The organism is Aeromicrobium sp. MLTX1 (assembly GCF_046452335.1).
Lineage (GTDB): Bacteria > Actinomycetota > Actinomycetes > Propionibacteriales > Nocardioidaceae > Aeromicrobium.
Window position 1 is genome coordinate 135,479 of the sequence record NZ_JBKFDN010000002.1, and the last position, 23,220, is coordinate 158,698.

At 71.3% G+C, this 23,220-nt stretch carries 20 protein-coding genes; 14 read left to right on the forward strand and 6 right to left on the reverse strand.

The window, feature by feature from the left end:
* The first annotated feature begins 62 nt into the window (after positions 1-62).
* From miaA to galE, 6 genes are all read left to right on the forward strand, one after another.
* Positions 63-971 (forward strand): tRNA (adenosine(37)-N6)-dimethylallyltransferase MiaA, encoded by a 909-nt coding sequence (miaA, locus tag ACK99Q_RS11130; protein WP_410186206.1) that lies wholly within the window; start codon positions 63-65, stop codon positions 969-971.
* A gap of 9 nt (positions 972-980) precedes the next feature.
* Complete coding sequence (dapF, locus tag ACK99Q_RS11135) at positions 981-1,793, forward strand: diaminopimelate epimerase (protein WP_410186207.1); 813 nt, start codon at positions 981-983, stop codon at positions 1,791-1,793.
* A complete protein-coding gene (gene hflX, locus ACK99Q_RS11140) occupies positions 1,790-3,190 on the forward strand; it encodes a GTPase HflX (protein ID WP_410186208.1) in 1,401 nt (466 codons plus the stop codon). Before dapF ends, hflX begins: the two co-directional genes overlap by 4 nt.
* Before the next feature lie 208 nt (positions 3,191-3,398).
* Positions 3,399-5,348, forward strand: a complete 1,950-nt coding sequence (locus tag ACK99Q_RS11145; RefSeq protein ID WP_410186209.1) for an ATP-dependent DNA helicase — start codon at positions 3,399-3,401, stop codon at positions 5,346-5,348.
* Between the two features lie 42 nt (positions 5,349-5,390).
* Positions 5,391-7,136: a hypothetical protein gene (locus ACK99Q_RS11150; RefSeq protein ID WP_410187006.1), complete on the forward strand. Its 1,746-nt coding sequence runs from the start codon at positions 5,391-5,393 to the stop codon at positions 7,134-7,136.
* Positions 7,137-7,158: 22 nt separating this feature from the next.
* Positions 7,159-8,130, forward strand: a complete 972-nt coding sequence (galE, locus tag ACK99Q_RS11155; protein WP_410186210.1) for a UDP-glucose 4-epimerase GalE — start codon at positions 7,159-7,161, stop codon at positions 8,128-8,130.
* Between the two features lie 3 nt (positions 8,131-8,133).
* On the opposite strand, the gene lexA is transcribed toward galE, so the two are convergent.
* Positions 8,134-8,820 carry a transcriptional repressor LexA gene (gene lexA / locus ACK99Q_RS11160; RefSeq protein ID WP_410186211.1) on the reverse strand — a complete coding sequence of 229 codons (687 nt, stop codon included), beginning with the start codon at positions 8,818-8,820 and terminating at the stop codon, positions 8,134-8,136.
* Positions 8,821-8,904: 84 nt separating this feature from the next.
* Between lexA and ACK99Q_RS11165 the strand changes: the two genes are divergently transcribed.
* The gene (locus ACK99Q_RS11165; RefSeq protein WP_410186212.1) at positions 8,905-9,213 is read left to right on the forward strand and encodes a hypothetical protein; all 309 of its coding nucleotides are present in this window, start codon (positions 8,905-8,907) and stop codon (positions 9,211-9,213) included.
* A 3-nt stretch (positions 9,214-9,216) separates the two neighbouring features.
* Here ACK99Q_RS11165 and ACK99Q_RS11170 read toward each other — a convergent pair whose 3' ends face one another.
* On the reverse strand, positions 9,217-10,143 hold the full coding sequence (locus ACK99Q_RS11170) for a YihY/virulence factor BrkB family protein (RefSeq protein ID WP_410186213.1): 927 nt from the start codon (positions 10,141-10,143) through the stop codon (positions 9,217-9,219).
* Between the two features lie 167 nt (positions 10,144-10,310).
* On the opposite strand from ACK99Q_RS11170, the gene ACK99Q_RS11175 reads away from it, so the two are divergent.
* Together ACK99Q_RS11175 and ACK99Q_RS11180 are read left to right on the forward strand one after the other, a co-directional pair.
* The gene (locus ACK99Q_RS11175; RefSeq protein ID WP_410186214.1) at positions 10,311-10,709 is read left to right on the forward strand and encodes a LysM peptidoglycan-binding domain-containing protein; all 399 of its coding nucleotides are present in this window, start codon (positions 10,311-10,313) and stop codon (positions 10,707-10,709) included.
* A 146-nt stretch (positions 10,710-10,855) separates the two neighbouring features.
* Positions 10,856-11,362, forward strand: a complete 507-nt coding sequence (locus tag ACK99Q_RS11180; protein ID WP_410186215.1) for a hypothetical protein — start codon at positions 10,856-10,858, stop codon at positions 11,360-11,362.
* 61 nt (positions 11,363-11,423) lie between these two features.
* On the opposite strand, the gene ACK99Q_RS11185 is transcribed toward ACK99Q_RS11180, so the two are convergent.
* Complete coding sequence (locus ACK99Q_RS11185; protein WP_410186216.1) at positions 11,424-11,930, reverse strand: Dps family protein; 507 nt, start codon at positions 11,928-11,930, stop codon at positions 11,424-11,426.
* Positions 11,931-11,984: 54 nt separating this feature from the next.
* Positions 11,985-13,091: a DUF6596 domain-containing protein gene (locus ACK99Q_RS11190; protein WP_410186217.1), complete on the reverse strand. Its 1,107-nt coding sequence runs from the start codon at positions 13,089-13,091 to the stop codon at positions 11,985-11,987.
* Between the two features lie 376 nt (positions 13,092-13,467).
* Here ACK99Q_RS11190 and nrdR point away from each other — a divergent pair, with 376 nt between their 5' ends.
* On the forward strand, positions 13,468-13,974 hold the full coding sequence (gene nrdR / locus ACK99Q_RS11195) for a transcriptional regulator NrdR (RefSeq protein ID WP_179424157.1): 507 nt from the start codon (positions 13,468-13,470) through the stop codon (positions 13,972-13,974).
* Between the two features lie 56 nt (positions 13,975-14,030).
* Entirely contained in the window at positions 14,031-16,946 is a 2,916-nt protein-coding gene (locus ACK99Q_RS11200) for a vitamin B12-dependent ribonucleotide reductase (RefSeq protein WP_410186218.1), read from the forward strand.
* An 81-nt stretch (positions 16,947-17,027) separates the two neighbouring features.
* Here the strand turns inward: ACK99Q_RS11200 and ACK99Q_RS11205 are convergent, their stop codons facing one another.
* A complete protein-coding gene (locus tag ACK99Q_RS11205) occupies positions 17,028-17,855 on the reverse strand; it encodes a phosphatidate cytidylyltransferase (protein ID WP_410186219.1) in 828 nt (275 codons plus the stop codon).
* Positions 17,831-19,540 (reverse strand): aminotransferase class I/II-fold pyridoxal phosphate-dependent enzyme, encoded by a 1,710-nt coding sequence (locus ACK99Q_RS11210; RefSeq protein ID WP_410186220.1) that lies wholly within the window; start codon positions 19,538-19,540, stop codon positions 17,831-17,833. The genes ACK99Q_RS11205 and ACK99Q_RS11210 overlap by 25 nt, the downstream gene beginning before the upstream one ends.
* A gap of 117 nt (positions 19,541-19,657) precedes the next feature.
* Here ACK99Q_RS11210 and ACK99Q_RS11215 point away from each other — a divergent pair, with 117 nt between their 5' ends.
* From ACK99Q_RS11215 to ACK99Q_RS11225, 3 genes are all read left to right on the forward strand, one after another.
* Positions 19,658-20,833, forward strand: a complete 1,176-nt coding sequence (locus ACK99Q_RS11215) for an NAD(P)/FAD-dependent oxidoreductase (RefSeq protein WP_410186221.1) — start codon at positions 19,658-19,660, stop codon at positions 20,831-20,833.
* A 176-nt stretch (positions 20,834-21,009) separates the two neighbouring features.
* A complete protein-coding gene (locus ACK99Q_RS11220) occupies positions 21,010-21,636 on the forward strand; it encodes a TetR/AcrR family transcriptional regulator (protein ID WP_410186222.1) in 627 nt (208 codons plus the stop codon).
* Entirely contained in the window at positions 21,633-23,219 is a 1,587-nt protein-coding gene (locus ACK99Q_RS11225) for an MDR family MFS transporter (protein ID WP_410186223.1), read from the forward strand. Before ACK99Q_RS11220 ends, ACK99Q_RS11225 begins: the two co-directional genes overlap by 4 nt.
* Position 23,220: the final 1 nt, after the last annotated feature.

Genomic DNA, 23,220 nt, shown 5'->3' on the forward strand with positions numbered 1-23,220 from the left:
CGATCGGGTCCCGGTCGTCACGGTACTGCGGACCGGCGCCGGCGGCCTGAAAGACTGGCCCCATGAGCGCGCCCCGTCCCGTCGTCGCCGTCGTCGGCCCGACGGCGTCGGGCAAGACGCGGCTGTCGGTCGACCTCGCCCGGGCCGTGCGCGGCGAGGTCGTGAATGCCGACTCGGTGCAGCTCTACCGCGGCATGGACGTGGGCAGCGCGAAGGCCACCGCGGACGAGCGCGGGGGAGTGCCGCACCACCTGCTCGACGTGCTCGACCCGGCGCAGGAGGCCAGCGTCGCCGCGTTCCAGCGCGCAGCGCGCACCGCGATCGAGCAGATCCACGGCCGCGACGCCGTGCCGATCCTCGTCGGCGGGTCCTCCCTCTACGTGCGGGCGGTCCTCGACCCGCTGGACTTTCCGGGCACCGATCCGGCCGTGCGCCGTCGCTGGGCCGAGCGCCTGGACGAGGTCGGACCGGAGGCGCTGCACGCCGAGCTCGCGCGGCGCGACCCGGCGGCCGCGGCGGCGATCCTGCCCACCAACGGGCGCCGCATCGTGCGCGCCCTGGAGGTCGGCGAGCTCACGGGCGCGCCCTTCGTCGCCACGATGCCGGCCTACGCGTCGATCTACCCCGAGGTCGTCATGATCGGCCTCGACGTGCCACGCGACGTGCTCGACGCGCGCATCGACGCCCGGGTCGAGCAAATGTGGGCCGACGGCCTCGTCGACGAGGTGCGCGGACTCCCCGGACTCGCCGGCTCGCCCACCGCCTCGCGGGCGCTGGGCTACCAGCAGGTGCTCGCCATGCTCGCCGGCGACCTCACCGAGGAGGAGGCGAAGGAGGAGACGAAGTCGGGCACCCGTCGCTTCGCCCGCCGTCAGGACCGGATGATGCGCAAGGACCCCCGGATCCACTGGCTGCCCTTCGACGATCCCGACCTGCTCGCGCGTGCTGTGGCACTCGCCGGAGCCCCGTAGGCTGAGGACATGGAATTCACGTGGTTCAAGGGGCACGGCACCGAGAACGACTTCGTGCTGCTGCCCGACCACGACGGCACCCTGCACGGTGACCTCGACCCCGCCTTCGTGGCCGCCCTGTGCGACCGTCGTCGCGGCATCGGCGCCGACGGCGTCATGCGGGTGGTGCGGTGCACCGCGCTGGGCCACAACTCGCCCGCCGAGTGGTTCATGGACTACCGCAACGCCGACGGCTCGCTGAGCCAGATGTGCGGCAACGGCATCCGCGTCTTCGCGCAGCACCTGCTGGAGGAGGGCCTCGTCGAGGGTCCCGAGTTCCCGATCGACACCCGCGACGGCCTCAAGTTCCTCACCGTCGTCGGCGACGAGATCGCCGTCGACATGGGCGCGTTCACCACCGGCACCCACTCGAAGGTCTCGGCTGCCGGCCAGTCGTGGGAGGCGCTCGAGGTGCACACCGGCAACCCCCACGCGGTCGCGTTCGTCGACCGGGTGGCCGACGCCGGCCCCCTGCTCGAGCAGCCCGGTTACGCCGAGTCCGTCTACCCCGAGGGCGTCAACATCGAATTCGTCGAGCGCCGCGGCACGCACCACGTCGCGATGCGCGTGCACGAGCGCGGCTCGGGCGAGACCCGCTCGTGCGGCACCGGCGCCTGCGCCGTGGCGATCGCCACCGCGAAGGCCGACGGCGCGCCCGACCCCACCACCTACCGCGTCGACGTCCCCGGAGGCACCTTGCACGTCACCGTCTCACCCGACCGCACGATCCTGCGGGGCCCGGCGCGCATCGTCGCCGCGGGCACCATGGAGTGGCGCGGATGACCGAGGAGACGCGTCCCGACGTCGAGCTCCAGCCCGGCGAGATGGACCTGCAGGACCGGTCCTCGCTGCGCCGCGTCGCGGGCCTGTCCACCGAGCTCGAGGACATCACCGAGGTCGAGTACCGCCAGCTGCGGCTGGAGCGGGTCGTCCTCGTCGGCGTGTGGACCGAGGGATCGGTCGAGGACGCCGAGAACTCGCTCACCGAGCTCAAGGCACTGGCCGAGACGGCCGGCTCCGACGTGCTCGACGCCCTCATCCAGCGGCGCCAGAAGCCCGACCCGGCCACCTTCATCGGCCGGGGCAAGGTCGACGAGCTGCGTGACGCGGTGCAGGCGACCGGCGCCGACACCGTGATCTGCGACGGCGAGCTCGCGCCCAGCCAGCTGCGCAACCTCGAGGACCGCGTCAAGGTCAAGGTCGTCGACCGCGTCGCGCTGATCCTCGACATCTTCGCCCAGCACGCCAAGAGCGCCGAGGGCAAGGCCCAGGTCGAGCTGGCCCAGCTGCAATACCAGACCCAGCGCCTGCGCGGCTGGGGCGGCAACCTGTCGCGCCAGGCCGGCGGCCGGGCGGCCGGCGGCGAGGGCATCGGCGGCCGTGGCCCCGGTGAGACCAAGCTCGAGACCGACCGCCGTCGCATCCAGGCCAAGATGGCCAAGCTGCGCCGCGAGCTCAAGGAGCTGCGCGGCACGCGCGAGACGAAGAAGGCCGAGCGCCGCCGCAACAAGATCCCGTCCGTGGCGATCGCGGGCTACACGAACGCCGGCAAGTCGAGCCTGCTGAACCGCCTCACGGGCGCGGGCGTGCTCGTCGAGGACGCGCTGTTCGCCACCCTCGACCCCACCACGCGTCGCGCCGAGACCTCGGACGGCCGCGTCTACACGCTGTCCGACACGGTCGGCTTCGTCCGGCACCTGCCCCACCAGCTGGTCGAGGCGTTCCGGTCCACGCTGGAGGAGGTGGCCGACGCCGACCTCGTGCTACACGTCGTCGACGGCTCGCACCCCGATCCCGAGAGCCAGATCGCCGCGGTGCGCGAGGTGTTCGCGCAGATCGAGGCCTTCAAGGTGCCCGAGATCATCGTGATCAACAAGGCCGACCAGGCCGACCCGCTCGTGCTGAAGGCGCTGCTGGCGCGCGAGCCGCACGCCGTCGTCGTCAGCGCCCGCACGGGCGAGGGCATCGACGAGCTGCTGAGCGCCATCGAGGCGGATCTGCCGGTCCCGGAGGTCCTCGTCGACGCGGTCGTCCCGTACTCGCGCGGCGACCTGGTCAACCAGCTGCACCTGCACGCCGAGATCGAGTCCCTCGAGCACGTCGCCGACGGCACCCACGTGGTCGCCCGGGTGCATCCCGAGCTCGCCAACGAGCTCGCCCCCTTCGCGCAGCGCCCCTGAGTCGGTCCGCCTGCGGTCGGCGGTGAGCAGTCAACCCTTCCGTGCCGGGCCCGGTGGGTGATCAACCCCATCGGAGCTGGATGCGGTTGAGGGCTCACCGGAGGTTGGGCGGAGAGGTTGAGGACTCACCGCCCGCCCAGGTCAGTCCGGGGTGCGCGGGCTGTGGATCGGTGATCCGGACCGGGGGAGAGCCGGGTAGCGTTCTCGCATGCCCTCCCGACCCGGTGTGACCGACGTTCTCGGTGCCGCCGTCGCGGCGGTCGGCGGTGCCGAGCGCCCCGGGCAGGTCGCGATGGCCGAGGCCGTCGCGCAGGCCCTCGCCGACGAGCGCCACCTGCTCGTGCAGGCGGGCACCGGCACTGGCAAGTCGCTGGGCTACCTCGTCCCGGCGTTGCTGCACGACAAGCGCGTCGTCGTCGCCACCGCCACGCTCAACCTCCAGCACCAGCTGGTCGAGCGCGACATCCCGGCCCTCAAGGAGGCGGCCCGCGACACGATGTCCACGGTGCCGCACCACGCCGTGCTGAAGGGTCGCGCGAACTACGCCTGCCTGCACCGCGTGCGCCAGGGCGCCCCCGACGACCAGGGCGTCCTCGTCGAGGTGCCCGAGGGGTCGCTGGGGGCCGAGGTCGTCCAGCTGCGCGAGTGGGCCGAGGAGCAGGCCGAGGGCGGCCACACCGGCGATCGCGACGGCGCCCCGTCCCACGGCGAGCGAGCCTGGCGCCAGGTCAGCGTCTCGTCGCGTGAGTGCCTGGGCGCCTCCCGCTGCGAGTACGCCACCGAGTGCTTCGCCGAGCGGGCGAAGGAGGACGCCGCCAACGCCCACGTCGTCGTCACGAACCACGCGATGCTCGCGATCGACGCGATCGAGGGCGTGCCGATGCTGCCCGAGTTCGACGCCGTGGTGGTCGACGAGGCCCACGAGCTGGCCGCGCGCGTCACCCAGGCCTCCACCGACGAGCTCGATCCCGGCCTCGTCGAGCGGGCCGCCCGCCGGGCCCGCCCGTACCTCGACGACGGCGGCACGGCCGACGATCTCGGCGACGCGGCCGACGCGCTCGCCGACGCCCTCACCCACGTGCAGCCGGGCCGCATCGACGCGATCGACCCGGCCCTGGCCGGCGCGCTCGCGCTCGTGCGCGACAGCGCCCGCGCCTGCTTCTCGAACTTCACGAAGGAGAAGGGCGAGGAGGCCGACCCCGGCCGCCAGCAGGCGCGCAGCACGATCGACGACGTCCGTCAGGTGGCCGAGCGGATGGCGGCCGGCCGCGAGACCGAGGTGCTGTGGCTGGGCGAGGGCCGCAGCGGTCTGCACCTGCGCATCGCGCCGATCGACGTGTCGGGCGCCCTGCGCGAGAAGCTCTTCGGCGAGAAGACCGTCGTGCTCACCAGTGCCACCCTGACGCTCGGTGGCTCGTTCGCCCCCGTCGCCGCCTCGCTCGGCCTCGACCTCAAGGGATCGGACTGGACCGGGCTCGACGTCGGCTCGCCGTTCGACTACCAGCGCCAGGGCATCCTCTACGTCGCGAAGCACCTGCCCGCCCCCGGCCGGGACGGCCTCGAGGCCGAGCAGCTCGGCGAGATCACGGCGCTCATCAAGGCGGCCGGAGGCCGCACCCTCGGGCTCTTCTCGTCGCGCCGCGCGGCCGAGCGCGCCGCCCAGTACGTGCGCGAGTCGCTGCCCGACCTCGAGATCCTGTGCCAGGGCGACGCGCAGCTGCCCGAGCTCGCGCGCCGCTTCGCCGACGAGCCCAGCGCGTGCCTGTTCGGCACCCTGAGCCTGTGGCAGGGCGTCGACCTGCCCGGCGACACGTGCACGCTCGTGCTGATCGACCGGATCCCGTTCCCGCGCCCCGACGACCCGCTCAGCAGTGCGCGTCAGCGACTGGTCGAGCGACGCGGCGGCAACGGCTTCATGCAGGTCGCCGCACAGCACGCCGCGCTGCTGCTGGCACAGGGTGTGGGGCGCCTCATCCGGCGGTCCACCGACCGCGGCGTGGTCGCGATCCTCGACCCGCGCATCGCCACGGCGCGGTACGGCGGCTTCCTCGCGTCCTCCCTGCCGCCGCTGTGGCGCACCACCGACCGTCAGGTCGTGACCGCCGCGCTGCGACGCCTCGACGAGTCGGCGAAGGCGGGGGATCAGGCCGCGGTTTGATACCGTGGCCCGGACTCATCGCTCAACCAGCTCGGGGATCCCATGCCGTTCCGTCTTCCCTCGCTCGCCGCTGCATGCCTGGCGCTCGTCGGATCTCTCTTCGTCACCGTCGCACCCGCGGAGGCCGCGGGCACGCTGTCGACCAAGACGTCCCTCGTCGCCATGACCAATGCCGGCTACGGCTCGGTCTGGGCGCGCTGCACCAAGAAGAAGGCCTGCAAGGGCACGATCTGGGTCGAGGGCGCCTCCGCCCAGAAGCGCAGCTTCAAGGTCAAGGCGAGGTCCGCCGGCTACGTCACCTTCCGCAACACGAACTGGCGCGCCAAGCCCAAGGCCGTGGTGCGCATGAGCGGCGCGTCCCCGCGTCCCATCACCCAGCAGGCCAAGGTCACCTACGGCACGATCGCCGGCACCGTGGCCCGCACGGGCGGCGCGGCCGCCACCGGCGTCAAGGTCGAGCTGTGGCGCATCGGCTCGCGCAACCGCAACGTGCTGGTCTCCACCGCCTCCGACGTCGAGCGCAACGCCGGTCGGTTCGCGTTCCGCGTCCGCATGGGCGCCAACAACTCGCCCTCGGCCACGTACAAGCTGCACGTCATCGGCACCTCCGGCGGCGAGCGCCGCTCGTGGTGGTGGCGGGGCAACGGCAAGGGCGCCTTCGCCGGCGGTGCGCGCGACATGGGCGCCGGCACGAAGATCAAGGTGACCCGCGGCCTCAACTACCGCTACGTGGCGAACGCCCGCTACTCCTCGATCCGCGGCCAGGTCGTCAACGGCTCGAAGGCCGTCTCCGGCACCGAGGTCACGATCGTCGGCCGTCCGCCGTACTGGTCGAAGTCCTCGCGCGTGCTGCGCGACCTCGACTTCATGTCCTGTGGCAACGTCTACGGGCGCACCCGCACGAACTCCAGCGGCCGCTACGAGGTCGGCTTCCTGCCCACGTCCGCGAACCGCATCTACGCCGTCAAGCCCGCGGGCAGCCTGTGGTTCGGCTCCAACGACCGCGCCTGGGGCACGTGCCACGCCGTCGTGAACAACCGCGGGGAGTCGCGCTCCACCGCGCGCATGCTGCACCTGCCGAACGCCGGTCTGACCGGACGCGTGCAGAACATCGGTCGCGGCCGCACGACGGTCAGCGTGGTCGCCGGTGGCTACCAGGGCAAGGCCAGCTCGGCCAAGGTCGACCGCTACCTCACGGTCCGCGAGTACGCCAAGGGCCGCAAGATCCTGGCCTCCGACGTCGTCCGCGCCGGCACCGGCCGCAAGGTCAGCCTCGGTGAGGGCTGGTACTGGTTCGAGATGGGCCGCCGCACCGGCTGCCACGCCTGGTACAAGAGCCGCTACAAGAACAACGACGGATACTTCAACGGCCTCGACCGCGGCTTCGAGAAGTGGAAGGCCAAGAACTACCGGATGTACCGCCAGCACTGCCGTGCCTGGACCTCCGGCACGTACAAGCTGGTCTACGTCAAGGGCTCGTCGATGCGGGTCGGCCTGAAGAACTACAAGGGCGGCTCGGTCAGCGGCCGCGTGACGGCGGCGAAGGTCAAGCCCCGCACCGAGCTGATGATCCGCCTGACGTCCACCGACGGCAAGAAGGTCTACCGCACGGCGATGACCGACGGCGCCGGCAAGTTCAAGGTCACCGGCTTGGCGTCGGGTCGCTACCGCATCGTCGTCAACGCCGACTCGTGGCGCGGCATCTCGCGTGGCTTCTCCGGCCCCAAGACCGTCAAGGTCACCCGGGGCAAGAACAAGTCGGTCGGCACCCTGCGCTTCCGGCAGTAGTCCGGCGCCCTAGGCTGCCATCATGGCGATCCTGGTCACCGGCGGAGCCGGCTACATCGGCGCGCACGTGGTCCGGGCGCTCGAGCGGGCGGGTCTGGAGTCGGTCGTCGTCGACGATCTCTCCAGCGGCCACCGCGAGTTCGTCCGGCCCGGCGTCCCGTTCATCGACCTCAACGTCCTGCACGCGAAGCAGCTGGTCGACCAGCTCGCCGATCACCAGATCGACGCGGTCATCCACCTCGCGGCGTTCAAGTACGCGGGCGTCTCGGTGGAGCAGCCGGTGCACACCTGGCGCCAGAACGTCGGCGGCACGCTGAGCCTGCTGCGCGCGATGGAGCGTCTGGAGATCGGCGCGATCGTGTTCTCCAGCAGTGCGGCGGTCTACGGCACGCCCGACGTCGAAGTGGTCACCGAGGACACGCCGACCCGCCCGGAGTCGCCCTACGGCGAGTCCAAGCTCGTGGGGGAGTGGATGATCCGCGACCAGGCGGTCGCCACGGGACTGCGCCACACGTCGCTGAGGTACTTCAACGTGGTCGGGTCGGGTGAGCCCGACCTGTACGACTCGAGCCCGCACAACCTCTTCCCGCTGGTGATCAAGGCGCTCTCGCAGGGACATCGCCCGCGGATCTTCGGTGAGGACTACCCGACGCCCGACGGCACGTGCGTGCGCGACTACGTGCACGTCGCCGACCTCGCCGAGGCGCACGTCACCGCGGTGCGGCGACTGCTGGACGGCCGTGACCTCGAGCCGGTCTACAACCTCGGCAACGGCGACGGCGTGTCCGTGCGCCAGATCATGCAGGCGGTCTCGGCCGCCACGGGCGTGGACTTCGAGCCCGAGGTGATGGGACGACGCCCCGGCGACCCGGCCCGCATCGTGGCCTCGGGAGAGCGGGCGGCGCGCGACCTGGACTGGAAGCTCACGCACACCCTCGACGACATGGTCGCCAGTGCGTGGCAGGCCCGACCGGTCGAGCCCGCCGACGACTGAGCGTCAGACGCGACGCAGGACGGCGGTGACCTTGCCGATGATCTGCGCGTCGGTGCCGTCGATCGGCTCGTAGGCCGCGTTCTGCGGCAGCAGCCAGACCCGGCCGTCCTTGCGGCTGAGCGTCTTGACCGTGGCCTCGCCGTCGATCAGGGCGGCCACGATCTCGCCGTTCTCGGCGACCTGCTGCTGACGGATCACGACGTAGTCGCCGTCGCAGATCGCCGCCTCGACCATCGAGTCGCCCTTGACCTCGAGCAGGAAGAGGGTGCCGTCGCCGACGAGCGAGCGGGGCAGCGGCATGACCTCCTCGACGCGCTCCTCGGCCAGGATCGGGCCACCGGCCGCGATGCGGCCCACCATCGGCACGTAGGCCGGCTGGGGGACGGCGTCGCCGCTGTCGGTCTCGTCGACCTCGACCGGACGGCTGCGCATCGCGGGCTTCGCGTCGGGCAGGAAGATCTCGAGCGCGCGTGGACGGTTCGGGTCGCGGCGGATGAAGCCCTTGCGCTCGAGCATCCGGAGCTGGTGCGAGACCGAGGAGGTGCTGGCCAGGTCGCACGCGGCGCCGACCTCGCGCATGCTCGGCGGGTAGCCGCGCGACTCGATGTGGTCCTTCAGGAAGACCAGGATGCGCCGCTGGCGCTTGGTCAGTCCCGTCAGGTCGACCGGCTCGTCCAGGTTCTCGCTCATGGCACGACCGTAGCCGCGGCGCGACCGCGGATCAAACACGTGTTCGATACGGCGTGTCCGGTGGCGGTGGCCTAGGGTGTGGGCGTGAGCTACGTGGTCGTGGGTACGCGCGAGGGTGACGGCTGGACGGTCGACGTGTCGGGGGTCGGGCGGTCCACTGCCGGTGACCTGGCCGAGATCGAGGCCTCGGCCCGCGAGGTGCTGCGCGAGCACGGCGTCGCCGACCACGCCACGGTCGACCTGCAGCTCCTGCTGCCGGACTTCGAGGTCGACCTCGAGCACCGCGGCATGCCCGACCACAACCTGCGTCCGGTCGCGATCGTGAGCGGCGTCATCGCGCTGGTCGTCGTGGTGGGCGCGCTCGCCTTCCTCCTCGGCCGCCTGCTGGGCTGAGTCCTAGCGCCCGGCCCGGTCGTCGAGCTCGTCGGTGAAGCGGTCGAGTCCCGCGGCGATCTCGGCGTCGTGGGAGCGCCGGCGGGCCAGCTCCTCGTCCTCGCTGAGGGTGTCGCGGGTGACGATGTGCTCGCGCGTGGCCTCGACGCAGGCGCCCAGCAGGATCGCGTACATGCCGATCCAGAGCCACAGCAGCAGCACGACCACGCCCGCGAGCGCGCCGTAGGTCTTTGAGTAGTTGCCGAAGAGGTCGACGTAGAGCGAGAAGCCGACCGACACCAGCAGCCACAGTGCGGAGGCCATCAGCACGCCCTTCGTGACGATGCTGCCCGTGGCCGGACGGTCGGGCGCCAGCCGGTAGAGCACGCCGATCGCCACGACGATGCCGCCGGCCAGGAGCACCCAGCGCAGCACGTTGGCCAGCAGCCTGACCCCGGGCACGACGTCGACGAGGTTGAGGACCGCGGGGACCACGGCCACCAGGGAGATCGCGACGAGGCCGAACACGACGCCGGCGCCCGTCAGGCCGAGGGCGAGCGCCTTGCTCTTCACGAACCCGCGTGCGTCCTGCACGCCGTAGAGCTGGTTGATCGCCGTGACGAGGTTGCCGATGCCGCCGGACGCGGCGTAGACGGCGAGGACGATGGCGATCACGGCGCCGAGGCCCAGCGAGCCGGACGGCGCGGAGGTCAGCTGCTCGATCTGCCCGTTGACGAGCGACGCCGCGTCGGCGGGCAGCGCATCGGAGATCCGGGCCGTCTGCTCGGCCACGGTCTCGGGGTCGGCGACCAGGCCGTAGATCGAGACGGCCGCGATGAGCGCGGGGAACAGCGACGTGAACAGGTAGAAGGCGACGCCCGCGGCCAGCAGCGGCGCCTGACGGGCCGAGGCCTGACGCCACGCGGTGAGGAAGGTGCGCACGATCGACATGGCTCGACGCTATCGGCGCTGGTGGCCGCCCGCACGACACGCCGATTCGAACAAAATTTCGATGGTGCTCGATTCTGTCGGAGGTGACCCGTACAGTCGTTCGTGTGTTCGATAGAACACCTGATCGAATCGAACAGCACGACAGCCGAACTTCCCCGGAGGCCATCATGAGCATCACCCTCGACCACACGCCGTTCCCGGCCCTCGACCTGCGTCGCCCCGCCGTGACCCGCACGACCTACGTGTCGGCCGCCGCACAGCCCGCGGCTCCGCTGCGGCTCACGGGCCGTGGTCGTGCCGTGATCGTGGCCGTGGCGCTCGCCGTCATCACGACGCTCGCGATCGTGTTCGGCTCCGCGGTCGCGGCCACCGACTCGGCCTCGGAGCCGGGCATCGTCACCACCGTCACGGTGCAGCCCGGTCAGACCCTGTGGAGCATCGCCGCCGAGGCGCGTCCCGACGCCGACATCCGCTCGACCGTCGACGAGATCGTCAAGCTGAACGCGCTCGAGGACGGCGCGTCGCTGCCGATCGGCTCCACCCTCGCGGTGCCGGTCCAGGACTGACCTCGCCGGTCGTCCGCCCGCGCCCGCACACGGCGCCCATCGTTGCCTCGGGGAAGGGGCCGGTGGGCGCCGTGTGCGTCTGTTCTCCCGCCGTTCGACACGCCTTCGTGCGGTAGTGGTCCCGCCGGACGCCGGGGCGGCGTAGCGTGGACGAGGACAACGATGTCGAGGAGGTCGTCGCCATGGCCATCGTCGCCCACGGTCACCACATCCACGTGATGACGCGGTTCCGCCGTCAGGTGATCGGTCGCGCGGCGGTGCTGCTGCTCGCCAGCGCGGCCACCTGGCTCGTGCCCGACCGCGCCGGAGCCCACGGGATCGACGCGCCCGCAGCCTGGCTCGGCAGCGCCCTCACCGAGATCGTCTGGCCCGCCGCGGCCGCCCTGCTCGTCGTCCTCGCGGTGGTCGGCTGGGCCTGGCAGCGCGGACGTCCGGCCGACATGGGCGCCCTCGCCTGGGTCGTGGCCGGGGGAGTGCTCGGCTTCGTCTCCCTCGCCATCGTGCTCGTCAGCGGACTGGGTGAGGGACCGGTCTACTGGTGGCTCGGCTCGGCCGTCGTCATCACCTCGATGACCCTGCAGGTCCTCGCCGCGCTGGCCGGCCACGGCATCGCCGTGCTGCAGGCCCGGCGCTCCGAGGCCGGCGCAGCCTGACTCCTGCACGCAGAACGCCCCCGGTCCGGAGACCGGGGGCGTTCTCGCGTGTGGGGGAGTGTCAGCTCTTCAGCTCGCCCCCGGCGCTCTCGAGGTGCGCACGGACGAACCAGTGGAACAGTTCCAGCGTCTTGATCTGACCGATGACCATGTCCTCGGTCACCGGATCGAGGTCGGCGACGGCGGCCTGGGCCTTGCGGTGGTCGTCGATGAGGCCGATGTAGACGTCGTCGAGCGCCTTGAGGTGCTCGGTCGTGGTCGCTCGGCCCAGCGGGTAGTCGTCCCACGAGCGGCCCTCGACGATCGCGGCGGGCGTGCCGAGGGGCACGGCGCCGAGGGTGGCGATGCGCTCCGCGGTCTCGTCGACCATGTCGCGCACCTCCACGACGTGCGGGTCGATCATCTCGTGCACGGCGATGAAGTGGGGTCCCACGACGTTCCAGTGCACATGCTTCAGGGTCAGCATCAGGTCGTTGAGTGCGTTCAACCGGTCCTGCAGCGTCTTCGCGATGCTCTCGCCATCGGCGATGCTGAGACCGGGAACCGTGTACTTGGGTTGGGTGGCCATGCCTCCACCGTAGGGTGATCGGAGCCCATCGCAACCGCAGCGGATGTGACGTGCCTAGCGCTGCACCTCGCCGCGCAGGCGCTGGTGCTCCGACGCGCTGCGCGCGCGTGCGACGGCTGCGGTCCACGCTCGGTCTGCCTCCTCGGCGCGGCCCATCCGGCGTAGCAGCTCGGCCCGGGTGGCGTGGAAGAGGTGCGTGTCGACGCCCATGCGCTCGACCGACTCCAGCGCGGCTTCGGGGCCCGTCACCTCGGCCACCGCACACGCCCGCCCGAGCGCGACGGCGTCGGAGGGTGCGAGCTCCATGAGGCGGTCGTATAGCGTCAGCAGGCGGGGCCAGTCGGTGTCGGACGCCTCGTGGGCCGTGACGTGCGCGGCCTGAATGGAGGCGCGGACCTGGTAGGGGCCGGTGCGCCCCTTGCGCTGGCTGCCCCGCAGCAGGAACAGCCCTTCCTCGATCTCGGCGTGGTGCCACAGGTCGCGGTCCTGGACCTCGAGCGCGCGCAGGGTGCCGTCGGACTCCTGACGTGCGTCGCGTCGTGCCCGGGTGAGCAGCATGAGCGCCAGCAGGGCGCGTGGCTCCTGCTCGCCATGGAAGAGCTCGATGAGCACCCGGGTGGTCTCGACCGCCTCCCACGGCAGGTCGACGGGCGCGTGGGGGTGCACGACGCCGTCGTCGAAGATCAGCATGAGGACGTCGAGCACACGACCGAGCTGCGCCGAGACGTCCTCCTCGGCGATCGGCTCGGCGAGGCTCGGTCGCACCCGCATCTCGGCCCAGGCGATCCGCTGGGCCATGACCGACTCGGGGGCGGCGAACACGTGCCCGGTGTCATCGATGGACATCCCTGCGGCTGCGCTGAGCACGAGCGCGATGCGTGCCGCTTCCGGGAGGGATCGATGAGCGCAGGTCGCCAGCAGTCGCAGGACGGGAGCGGTGTCGTCCGTGGGGACCCTCTCGGGAGGCCGCTCCAGCCCGGCCGCCTCCCACGCGCGCGCCAAGAGCGCATCGGGATCCCAGTCGTCGCCCCCGCGGTCGGGCGAGGCGAGCACGCTGTCGAGAGCGGTGCGGGCAGCCGTGATGTCGCCCAGGCGGTCGGTCAGAACGGCCAGGGCGCGCAGGCGTGCGGAACGGAGCTCGCGAGGCAGGGACGTGGTCATCGGGTGACGGGCGACGCGGTGGCGGCGCGGACTCCTCTCGATTCTCGGGTCGGCGATCGCGGGCGGGTGACCCCTCGATGGTGGCCGACACGCCGGGACTCCGCGACTCGAGAGACCCTCGCCCCCGCTCCCACCAGCGCAAACGCCGGGGTTGCAGGAGTGTCGACGGATTCTGTCGGACTTGTCTGCGAAGTTGTTGCTTACGGACTCACAGGCACGTAGAGTGACCACTACATCTAGTAGTTACACGGATGTGATTCTCCACATATAGGTCCACAGCAACACCCCTGTTGCCCACACGATGCGGAGATCTGTCCACAGCTCATCCCCAGGCTCGTCCACGGGGACCCGACCCGCCCGACGCGAGGAGGAAGCCATGCACTGCCCGTTCTGCCGCAACACCGACACCCGCGTCCTCGACTCCCGCGTCGCCGACGAGGGCGGCTCGATCCGTCGTCGTCGTGCCTGCTCGCAGTGCGAGAAGCGCTTCACCACGATCGAGCAGATGCAGCTCATGGTCGTGAAGCGCTCGGGCGCCACCGAGCCGTTCGTCCGCGAGAAGGCGGTCGCCGGCGTGGCCAAGGCCTGCAAGGGGCGCCCGGTCTCCACCGACGACCTCGCGTGCCTGGGCCAGCAGGTCGAGGACACCCTGCGGGCCTCGGGCCAGGCCGAGATCAACACGCAGGACATCGGACTGGCCATCCTCGAGCCGCTGCGCACCCTCGACGAGGTCGCGTACCTGCGGTTCGCCTCGGTCTACAAGTCCTTCGACTCCGCCGACGACTTCGTCGCCGAGATCGCCGGGCTGATGGCCGATCACGCCGACATCTCCACGCTGGACGAGGCCGAGCTCGACGCGGCCGACCCCGGACACGGGTCCTGACGGACCACCCCAGACGCCACACCAACCACGCAGCACCACCAGGACAGGAGCACCACATGACCGAGACGGTCGGCGGGAACTCGGGACCCGCCCCTCGCACCAGCCGCAAGTCCACCAGGGCAGGACTCAAGATCGAGCGCGTCCACACCACCGAAGGCGTGCACCCCTACGACGCGGTCACGTGGGAGCGACGCGACGTCGTCCAGACCAACTGGAAGACCGGCGAGACCGTCTTCGAGCAGCGTGGCGTGGAGTTCCCCGACTTCTGGAGCCTCAACGCCTCCACCATCGTCACCACCAAGTACTTCCGCGGCGCCGTGGGCACGCCCGAGCGTGAGCAGAGCCTGCGCCAGCTGCTCGACCGCGTGGTGCTCACGTACGTCAAGGCCGGCAAGGACTTCGGCTACTTCTCCTCCGACGCCGACGCCGAGATCTTCGAGCACGAGCTGACGTACATGCTCCTGCACCAGGTCTTCAGCTTCAACAGCCCGGTGTGGTTCAACGTGGGCACGTCCAGCCCGCAGCAGGTCAGCGCGTGCTTCATCCTGGCGGTCGACGACTCGATGGACTCGATCCTGAACTGGTACCGCGAGGAGGGCCTGATCTTCAAGGGTGGCTCCGGTGCCGGCCTGAACCTGTCGCGCATCCGCTCGAGCAAGGAGCTGCTCCGCTCCTCCGGCGGCACCGCCTCGGGCCCGGTCTCCTTCATGCGTGGTGCCGACGCCTCCGCCGGCACGATCAAGTCCGGTGGCGCCACCCGTCGCGCCGCCAAGATGGTCGTGCTCGACGTCGACCACCCCGACATCGTCGAGTTCGTCGAGACCAAGGAGCGCGAGGAGGAGAAGATCCGCGTGCTGCGTGACGCGGGCTTCGACATGGACCTGGGTGGCTCCGACATCACCAGCGTCCAGTACCAGAACGCCAACAACTCGGTCCGCGTGAACGACGAGTTCATGGAGGCCGTCGAGGCCGGCACGCCCTTCGGCCTGCGCGCGCGCACCACCGGCGAGGTCATCGAGGAGATCGACGCCCGCGACCTGTGGGGCAAGATGGCCCAGGCCGCGTGGGCCTGCGCCGACCCGGGCATCCAGTACGACTCGACGATCAACGACTGGCACACCACGCCGGAGTCGGGCCGCATCACCGCCTCGAACCCGTGCAGCGAGTACATGCACCTGGACAACTCCAGCTGCAACCTGGCCAGCCTCAACCTGCTGAAGTTCCTCACCGACGAGGGCACCTTCGACACGCAGAAGTTCGTCAAGAGCGTCGAGTTCATCATCACCGCGATGGACATCTCGATCTGCTTCGCCGACTTCCCGACCGAGGCGATCGGCGACACCACCCGCAAGTTCCGCCAGCTCGGCATCGGCTACGCCAACCTCGGCGCCCTGCTGATGGCCTCGGGCCTGGCGTACGACTCCGAGGGCGGCCGCGCGCTCGCCGCGTCGATCACGTCGCTCATGACGGGCACGTCCTACCGTCGCAGCGCCGAGCTCGCCGGTGTCGTCGGCGCCTACGAGGGCTACGCGGCCAACGTCGACGGACACCAGCGCGTCATGCGCAAGCACCAGGCGGCCAACGACGAGATCCGCTCCAAGCACGCGATGGACATCGCCGTGCAGAAGGAGGCCACCAAGCAGTGGGCGGCCAACCTGAAGATCGGTGAGAAGAACGGCTGGCGCAACTCGCAGGCCTCGGTCCTGGCGCCCACCGGCACGATCGGCTTCATGATGGACTGCGACACGACCGGCATCGAGCCGGACTTCTCGCTGGTCAAGTTCAAGAAGCTCGTCGGCGGCGGCTCGCTGCAGGTCGTCAACCAGACGATCCCCGTCGCGCTGGAGAAGCTGGGCTACACCGGCGAGACCATCGAGGCGATCGTGGAGTACATCGCCGAGAAGGGCCACGTCATCGATGCCCCGGGCCTGCGCCCCGAGCACTACGAGGTCTTCGACTGCGCGGTCGGCGAGCGTGCCATCAAGCCGATGGGCCACGTCCGGATGATGGCGGCCTGCCAGCCGTTCCTCTCGGGCGCCATCAGCAAGACGGTCAACATGCCCGAGACCTCCACGGTCGACGAGATCGCCGACGTCTACTTCCAGGGCTGGAAGCTCGGCCTCAAGGCGCTCGCGGTCTACCGCGACAACTGCAAGGTCGGCCAGCCGCTGTCCAGCCAGAAGGCCCAGGACGACAAGACCGACGCGCCGAAGGCCACCGAGGTCCAGGTCGTCGAGAAGATCGTCGAGAAGCCGATCCGTCGTCGCCTGCCGAAGTCGCGCGCCTCGATCACGACCAGCTTCAGCGTCGGCGGTGCCGAGGGCTACATGACCTCCGGTGCCCACGACGACGGCACGCTGGGCGAGATCTTCCTCAAGCTCGGCAAGCAGGGCTCGACCCTGGCCGGCGTGATGGACGCCTTCAGCATCGCGGTGTCGATCGGCCTGCAGTACGGCGTGCCGCTGGAGACCTTCGTCAGCAAGTTCACGAACCTCAAGTTCGAGCCCGCCGGTCTGACCGACGACCCGGACGTGCGGATGGCGCAGTCGATCATGGACTACGTGTTCCGCCGGGTGGCGCTGGACTACCTGGACTTCGACACGCGTTCGGCGATGTCGATCCACTCGGTCGAGGAGCGTCAGCGCTACCTGGACACCGGTTCGTACGAGCCGGTCAAGGGTGACGGCACCACGGCGGCCGAGCTGGTCTCCGAGGAGCCCGCGGGCGCCTCGAGCGAGGCCGCGGCCGAGCTGAAGGCCGAGGCGCAGGTCGCCGACGCCGCGGCGGTCGAGGTCCAGATCGAGACGGCGCGTCCGGCCTCCGGCCAGGCGCACACGTCGGCGGAGCTGCTGGAGGAGATCACGGGCGCGGCGGTCGACAGCCCGCTGTGCATGACCTGCGGCACGAAGATGCGGCCGGCCGGCTCCTGCCACGTCTGCGAGGGCTGCGGCAGCACCAGCGGCTGCAGCTGACCGTCCACGAGCCGCGGCGCGGTCGACCCTGGGGAAGGGGTCGGCCGCGCCGCTCTCGTCTGTCCGGAACCTGTGCGGAGCTCAGGACAGGAGCAGGACGGTCGCGAGGGCGAGGAGCGTGGAGTCGATCCGGTCCAGGAGACCGCCGGCTCCGGCCATGAGGCTGCCGGAGTCCTTGGCGCGGACGCCGCGCTTGACGAGGGACTCCAGGAGGTCGCCGGCCGGGGCGCCGACGGCGACGGCGATCGCGATGGGCCATGCCAGCGCACCGAGCAGCGCCAGCACCGCGATGCCCGCCGCGGCACCGCCCAGCAGACCGCTCCACCGCTTCGCCGGGGACAGGGGCGACAGTCGCGGCCCACCGAGCCGCGGTCCGGCGAAGAACGCGACGATGTCCGCGACCGAGACGGCGACGAACAGGGCCAGGGCGGTGCCGCCGAGCGTCACGAGCCCGGCGAGCGGAGCCAGCCACGCGAGGCCGAGCAGCCCGCCGCTGACCCGGCGCAGTCCGTCGTCCGCGTCGCCCTGGAGCAACGCCGGCGCCACGACGAGCAGGGCACCGGCACCCAGGGCGTGCAGGACGAGGTCGGGCTCCAGCCAGGCCGTGCCGATGACACCCACCAGCGCCACGCCGAGCGCGGCGACGTCCTCGCGTCGCAGTCCGAGCAGCAGGCCGAGCTCAACCGCGGCGACGACGCCGGCCACGGAGGCGAGCAGTGCCGTCCCGGGCTCGCCCCCCCAGAACAGGGCCACGACGACGGGCACGGCTGCGACCCAGATGAGCCAGCGACGGATGAGCTCCCCGCGCCGGGACGCCAGGACCGCGACACCGCCGACCACGAGGGCGCCGCCGATCCAGGGGACGAGCGACTCGACGGAGACCATCAGCGGCCCAGCACCTCGGCGCACGCGGCGACGATGCGGTCGTTCTCCGCGAGGTCGCGCACCGCGACGCGCACGGTGCGGCCCTCGTACGCCGGCGAGAGCGGCGACAGGTCGCGCAGGAAGACGTCGCGCTCGCGCAGCGCCGCGACGAACGACGCCGCACTCGGTCCGCCCCGCGGCAGGGTGAGGCACAGGAAGTTCGCGACGGAGTCCTCGACCTCGAGGCCGCCGAGAGCGTCGAGCCGCTTCGCGAGGTCACGGCGCAGCTCATGGGTCCGGTCCCAGACGTCGCGGTAGTGGTCGGGGTCGCGCAGGGCGGCGACCGCCGCGACCTGCGCCGGGAGGCTGACCTGCCACGGCGGGGTGAGACGGCGCATCGCGGTCGCTGTCTCGGGGTGCGCCACGAGGTACGCCGCACGCATTCCCGAGAGCGCGTACATCTTCGACAGCGACGTGCACACGACGAGGCGTGGGTCGCTCGTGGCGAGCTCGGCCAGGGACTCCTCGGGGCCGACATAGCCCAGGTAGGCCTCGTCGACCCACCAGCGGGTCCCGGACGGCGCGGCCGTGACCGCGCGACGGAGGTCGTCAGCGGGCGTGAGCCGGCCCGTGGGGTTGTTCGGGTTCACGACGACGACGAGCTCGTAGGCGCCGTCCGCCACCGTGGCGGCGAGCCGCTCGGTGTCGACGCGCCAGCCGTCCTCGCGCCGCAGGGCGAAGCGCTCGACGTGGCAGCCGACGACGCGCTCGGTGACGTGCGCGTACTCGCCGTACCCGGGGTCGACGAGCAGGACCCGGCTGGACGGGGTGAGCCAGGACGTGAAGGCGCGGAAGATGAGGTCGGAGGAGCCCGACCCGACGGCGAGGGACTCGACCGGCAGACCGCGGTGGGCGGCGATCTCGGCGAGCAGTCCCTCGGCGTCGGACGGCGGCGACGTGCGGGCGAGCCACCCCGGATCCTCCGCGAGCAGGGCCTGCGCTCCCGGGGCCGGGTCGAACCAGGCGTCGAGGACGTCGGCGGCGACGACCTCGGTCCGGCGCTCGAGCGTGCGGAAGGCCGTGCCGATCGCGCCGAACGACGCACCGCCGTGCTCGCAGCCGTCGGGGCGCGTGGCGAACGGGGCGTCGAGCTCCCAGGCGACGGTGGCCCGCCAGCGCTCGACGAGCTCCGCGAACGGTCCGAGCGCGAGCGACGTGAGGGCGGCGACGGACGTGGTCATGACCTCGAAGTCGACCGAGCCGCTGGTCACGGTGCGACCGGTGGGCACGAGCCCGACGGCGCGGTAGAGGTCCATGACCTCGCTGCGTCCCATCGCGACGATGGTGCGGCCGCCGCGGCTGGCCACCCAGCGCATCGCGGCGTACATCAGCAGCGTGGCGACGCCGGTGTGCCGCTGGTCGGGTCGCACCGTGAGGATGCGGACCTCGAACACGTCGGGCTCGTCGAGCAGTGGGAGATCCTCGCGGGTGACGTACTTGTCGAGGCCGAACCGGCCCACCCACGGCGGCGTGACGCTCACGAAGCCGACCGGCTCGTCGCCGCGTGCCGCGACGAGATAGACGTTGTCGCCGTCCAGCGCGTCGGTGAGACGCCCGTCGGCGTTGGTCGGGTGCTGTCCGAGCTCCTCGGCGTACACGCGGTGGCGCAGGGCGAGGGCCCAGGACACGTCCTCCGGGGTCGCGGTGCGGATGGTCAGGTCGTCGTTCACGTGGATCTCCTCGCGGGGCGGCCGAGTGGCCAACCTACGGCACCTCGGGGGTGCGTGGGGGCACATCGTCCCCGCGTGCGGGGTTGCGCCGTGGCCGCCGGGGCGGACGATGGGGGCATGGAGCGACTCGTGATCGTCGGAGGAGGACTGGCTGCCGCGAAGGCGGTCGAGCGGCTGCGTGAGGAGGGGTACGACGGGGCGGTGACCATCGTGGGCGCCGAGGGCAGCCCGCCGTACGAGCGGCCGCCGCTGTCGAAGGACCTGCTGCTCGGCAAGGACACCGACCCGACGGTGCTCGACGCGGCCTGGTGGTCCGAGCACGACGTGCAGCTGATGACGGGCACGCGGGTCACCGCGCTCGACCGGGAGGCGCGACGGGTCACCCTCGACACGGGGGAGCGGCTCGACTACGACCTGCTGGTGCTGGCCACGGGCGCCGAGCCGCGCGTGCCCGACCTGCCCGGCGCCGACCAGGCGCTGTACCTGCGCACCCTGGAGGACAAGGACCGGATCCTCGCCACCCTGGAGTCCGGCAGCCGCCTGGTCATCGTCGGCGCGGGCTGGATCGGTCTCGAGGTGGCCGCCGCGGCGCGCAGCCACGACGTCGAGGTCACCGTGCTCGAGCGCGACGACCTGCCGTTGCAGCGGGTGCTCGGCGACGAGCTGGCCACGCACCTGGCCGCGCTGCACCGGTCGCACGGCGTCGACCTGCGGACCGGCGTCACCGTGGAGGAGATCGTGCTGGGGGACGACGGGCCCGTCGGCGTCCGCGCCTCGGGCGAGACCGTCGAGGCCGACCACGTCCTCGTCGCCATCGGCGCGGTGCCGTCGACCGGGCTCGCGGAGGAGTCCGGCCTCGAGGTCGACGACGGAATCGTGGTCGACGAGCGGTTCCAGACCGCCGACGAGCACGTCCTGGCGATCGGCGACGTCGCCGGCTCGTGGAACGTCACGCTGGAGGACCGGCTCCGCGTCGAGCACTGGGACAACGCGATCCGCCAGGGTCGTGCCGTGGCCGACGTGCTGCTGGGCCGCGACACGGTGCACGACTGGTACCCGTACTTCTTCACCGATCAGTTCGAGTTCTCGATGGAGTACGTCGGGCGCCCCGGGGCGAAGGACACGGTCGAGATCCGCGGCGACCTCGAGGCGAACGCGTTCATCGCCTACTGGATCGACGACGAGTCGCGGCTGACCGCGGGCATGAACGTGGGGATCTGGGACGTGAACGACACGCTGCGGGAGATGGTCGGCACCCAGGTGGACCGCTCGGAGCTCACCGACCTGAGCTGAGCCGGGCTCCCCAGGGTGGGGCCCCGGTCTGCACCACACCTCCCGGGGCCCCGTCCCGAGCTGCGGGGGCGTGCGCGGGACCCCTCGACCGTAGGTGACGAACGACACGGGAGCAACCCCGAGTTACACCCGCCCTGCACTGGTGCAAGGTTTGCACGACTGCATAAAATGCAGTTGTGCAAACAGAAGTCGTCAGCCCTCTCGTGGCCGAGCGCCAGCGCCAGACGTGGACCGCCATCCACCATGCCGCGGCCACGGCCGCCCTCGAGCACGGTCCCGACGCCGTCACGGTCGCGCAGATCGCGGCCACCGCCGGCATCTCGCCGCGCACCTTCTTCAACTACTTCGAGTCCAAGGAGGACGCCATCGTCGGCGTCCGCCCCGCACGGGTGACCGAGGAGACGCTGCAGGCGCTGCGCGACTCCGAGGCGGAGCCCGCGCTCAAGCGCGTCAGCCTGCTGGTGCTGGAGGTCGCCTCCAGCACCATCGGTCCCGAGGTCGACCTCGCCCAGCGGCGTGCGCTGTCCGCGGCCAACCCTCGGCTGCGCTCGCGACTCACCCAGGTCTTCACCGACGCGCGCAAGCTCGTCGTCGCCCGCTTCGTCGAGGACGTCGAGACCCCGTGGCTCGGCATCGCCGGCCTGCCGGCCAACCTGCACGAGGCCCGCGCCCTGATCCTGCTGGCCGGCTCGGTCGTCACGCTCGCGTGGACGACCGACCCCGACCAGCTCATGTCCCACCGCGACGACGCCCTCGACGCGGCCATCGCCACCTTCCGGAAGGTCACCTCCACCGCCCTATGACCACGACATCCCCCTCCACCTCGACGCACGAGAAGCGCACCGTCACCCTCGTCTTCGCCGCGCTCATGCTCGTCATGCTGCTCGCGTCCCTGAGCCAGACGGTCCTGTCGACCGCGCTGCCCACGATCGTCGGCTCGCTCGACGGCGCCGACCACATCGCCTGGGTCATGACCGCCTACCTGCTGGGCATGACCGTGACGATGCCGATCTACGGCCGCCTCGGCGACCGCGTCGGCCGCAAGCCCATGCTGCTCGTGGCCATCACCCTGTTCACCATCGGCTCGCTCGTGGGCGCCCTCGCCCAGGACATGACCGTGCTGATCGCCGGTCGCGCCGTGCAGGGCCTCGGCGGCGGCGGCCTCATGGTGCTGTCGCAGGCCGCCATCGCCGACGTGGTGCCCGCCCGCGACCGCGGCAAGTACATGGGCATCCTCGGCGCCGTGTTCGGCCTGTCCTCGGTCGCCGGGCCGCTGCTCGGCGGCTGGTTCACCGAGGGTCCCGGCTGGCGCTGGACCTTCTGGATCAACGTGCCGCTGGGCATCATCGCGGCCGTCGCCGTGGTCGCGCTGCTGCACAAGCCGGCCGCCGAGCGGGCGCGCACGCGGGTCGACTTCCTCGGCATGGCGCTGCTGGCCATCGCCACGAGCGCGCTGATCCTCGCCGCGACGTGGGGCGGTCACCAGTACGACTGGGACAGCCCCCAGATCATCGGCCTCGCCGTGGCGACCGTCGTCGGCGCGATCGCGTTCGTCGCCGTCGAGCGGCGCGCGGAGGAGCCGGTCATGCCGCTGGCGCTGTTCCGCGACCGGAACTTCAACCTCACGACCGTCGGCGTCATCATCCTCGGCGTCGCGATGTTCGGCTCGCTGTCGTACCTGCCCACCTACCTGCAGATGTCGGTCGGCGTCGACGCCACCCACGCGGGCCTCATGATGATCCCGATGATGGGCGGCATGCTCGTCACGTCGATCGTGGTGGGCCAGGCCGTCAGCCGCACAGGCACGTACCGCTGGTACCCGATCGCCGGCGCGCTCGTCACGGGCCTCGGCCTGTTCCTGCTCTCCACGATCGAGATCGGTGACTCGCGCTGGCAGATCGAGGGCTCGCTGCTGGTGCTCGGCATCGGCATCGGCCTGGGCATGCAGATCCTGACGCTGATCGTGCAGAACTCCTTCTCGCACCGCATCGTCGGCACGGCCACCGCGGCGAACAACTACTTCCGCCAGGTGGGCGGCACGCTCGGTGCCGCGGCCGTGGGCTCGATCTTCACGTCGCGCCTGACCGAGTCGCTCGCGACGAAGCTGCCGTCGGCAGGCGAGGCGCACAGCGGGTCGTCCTCGCTGACGCCCGACTCGGTGGCCCACCTCCCGCAGGAGATCCACGACATCGTCGTGACCGCCTACAACGGCGCGCTGATGCCGATCTTCCTGTGGCTGGCGCCGCTGACGCTGGTCTCGGCCCTCGTGCTGTGGTTCGTGCACGAGAAGCCGCTGCGCCACACGATCGAGGCGTCCAAGCAGGAGGAGTCGCTGGGCGAGCAGGCCCTCGACGCCACGGAGGCGATGACCGGCGCCGAGCGCTGAC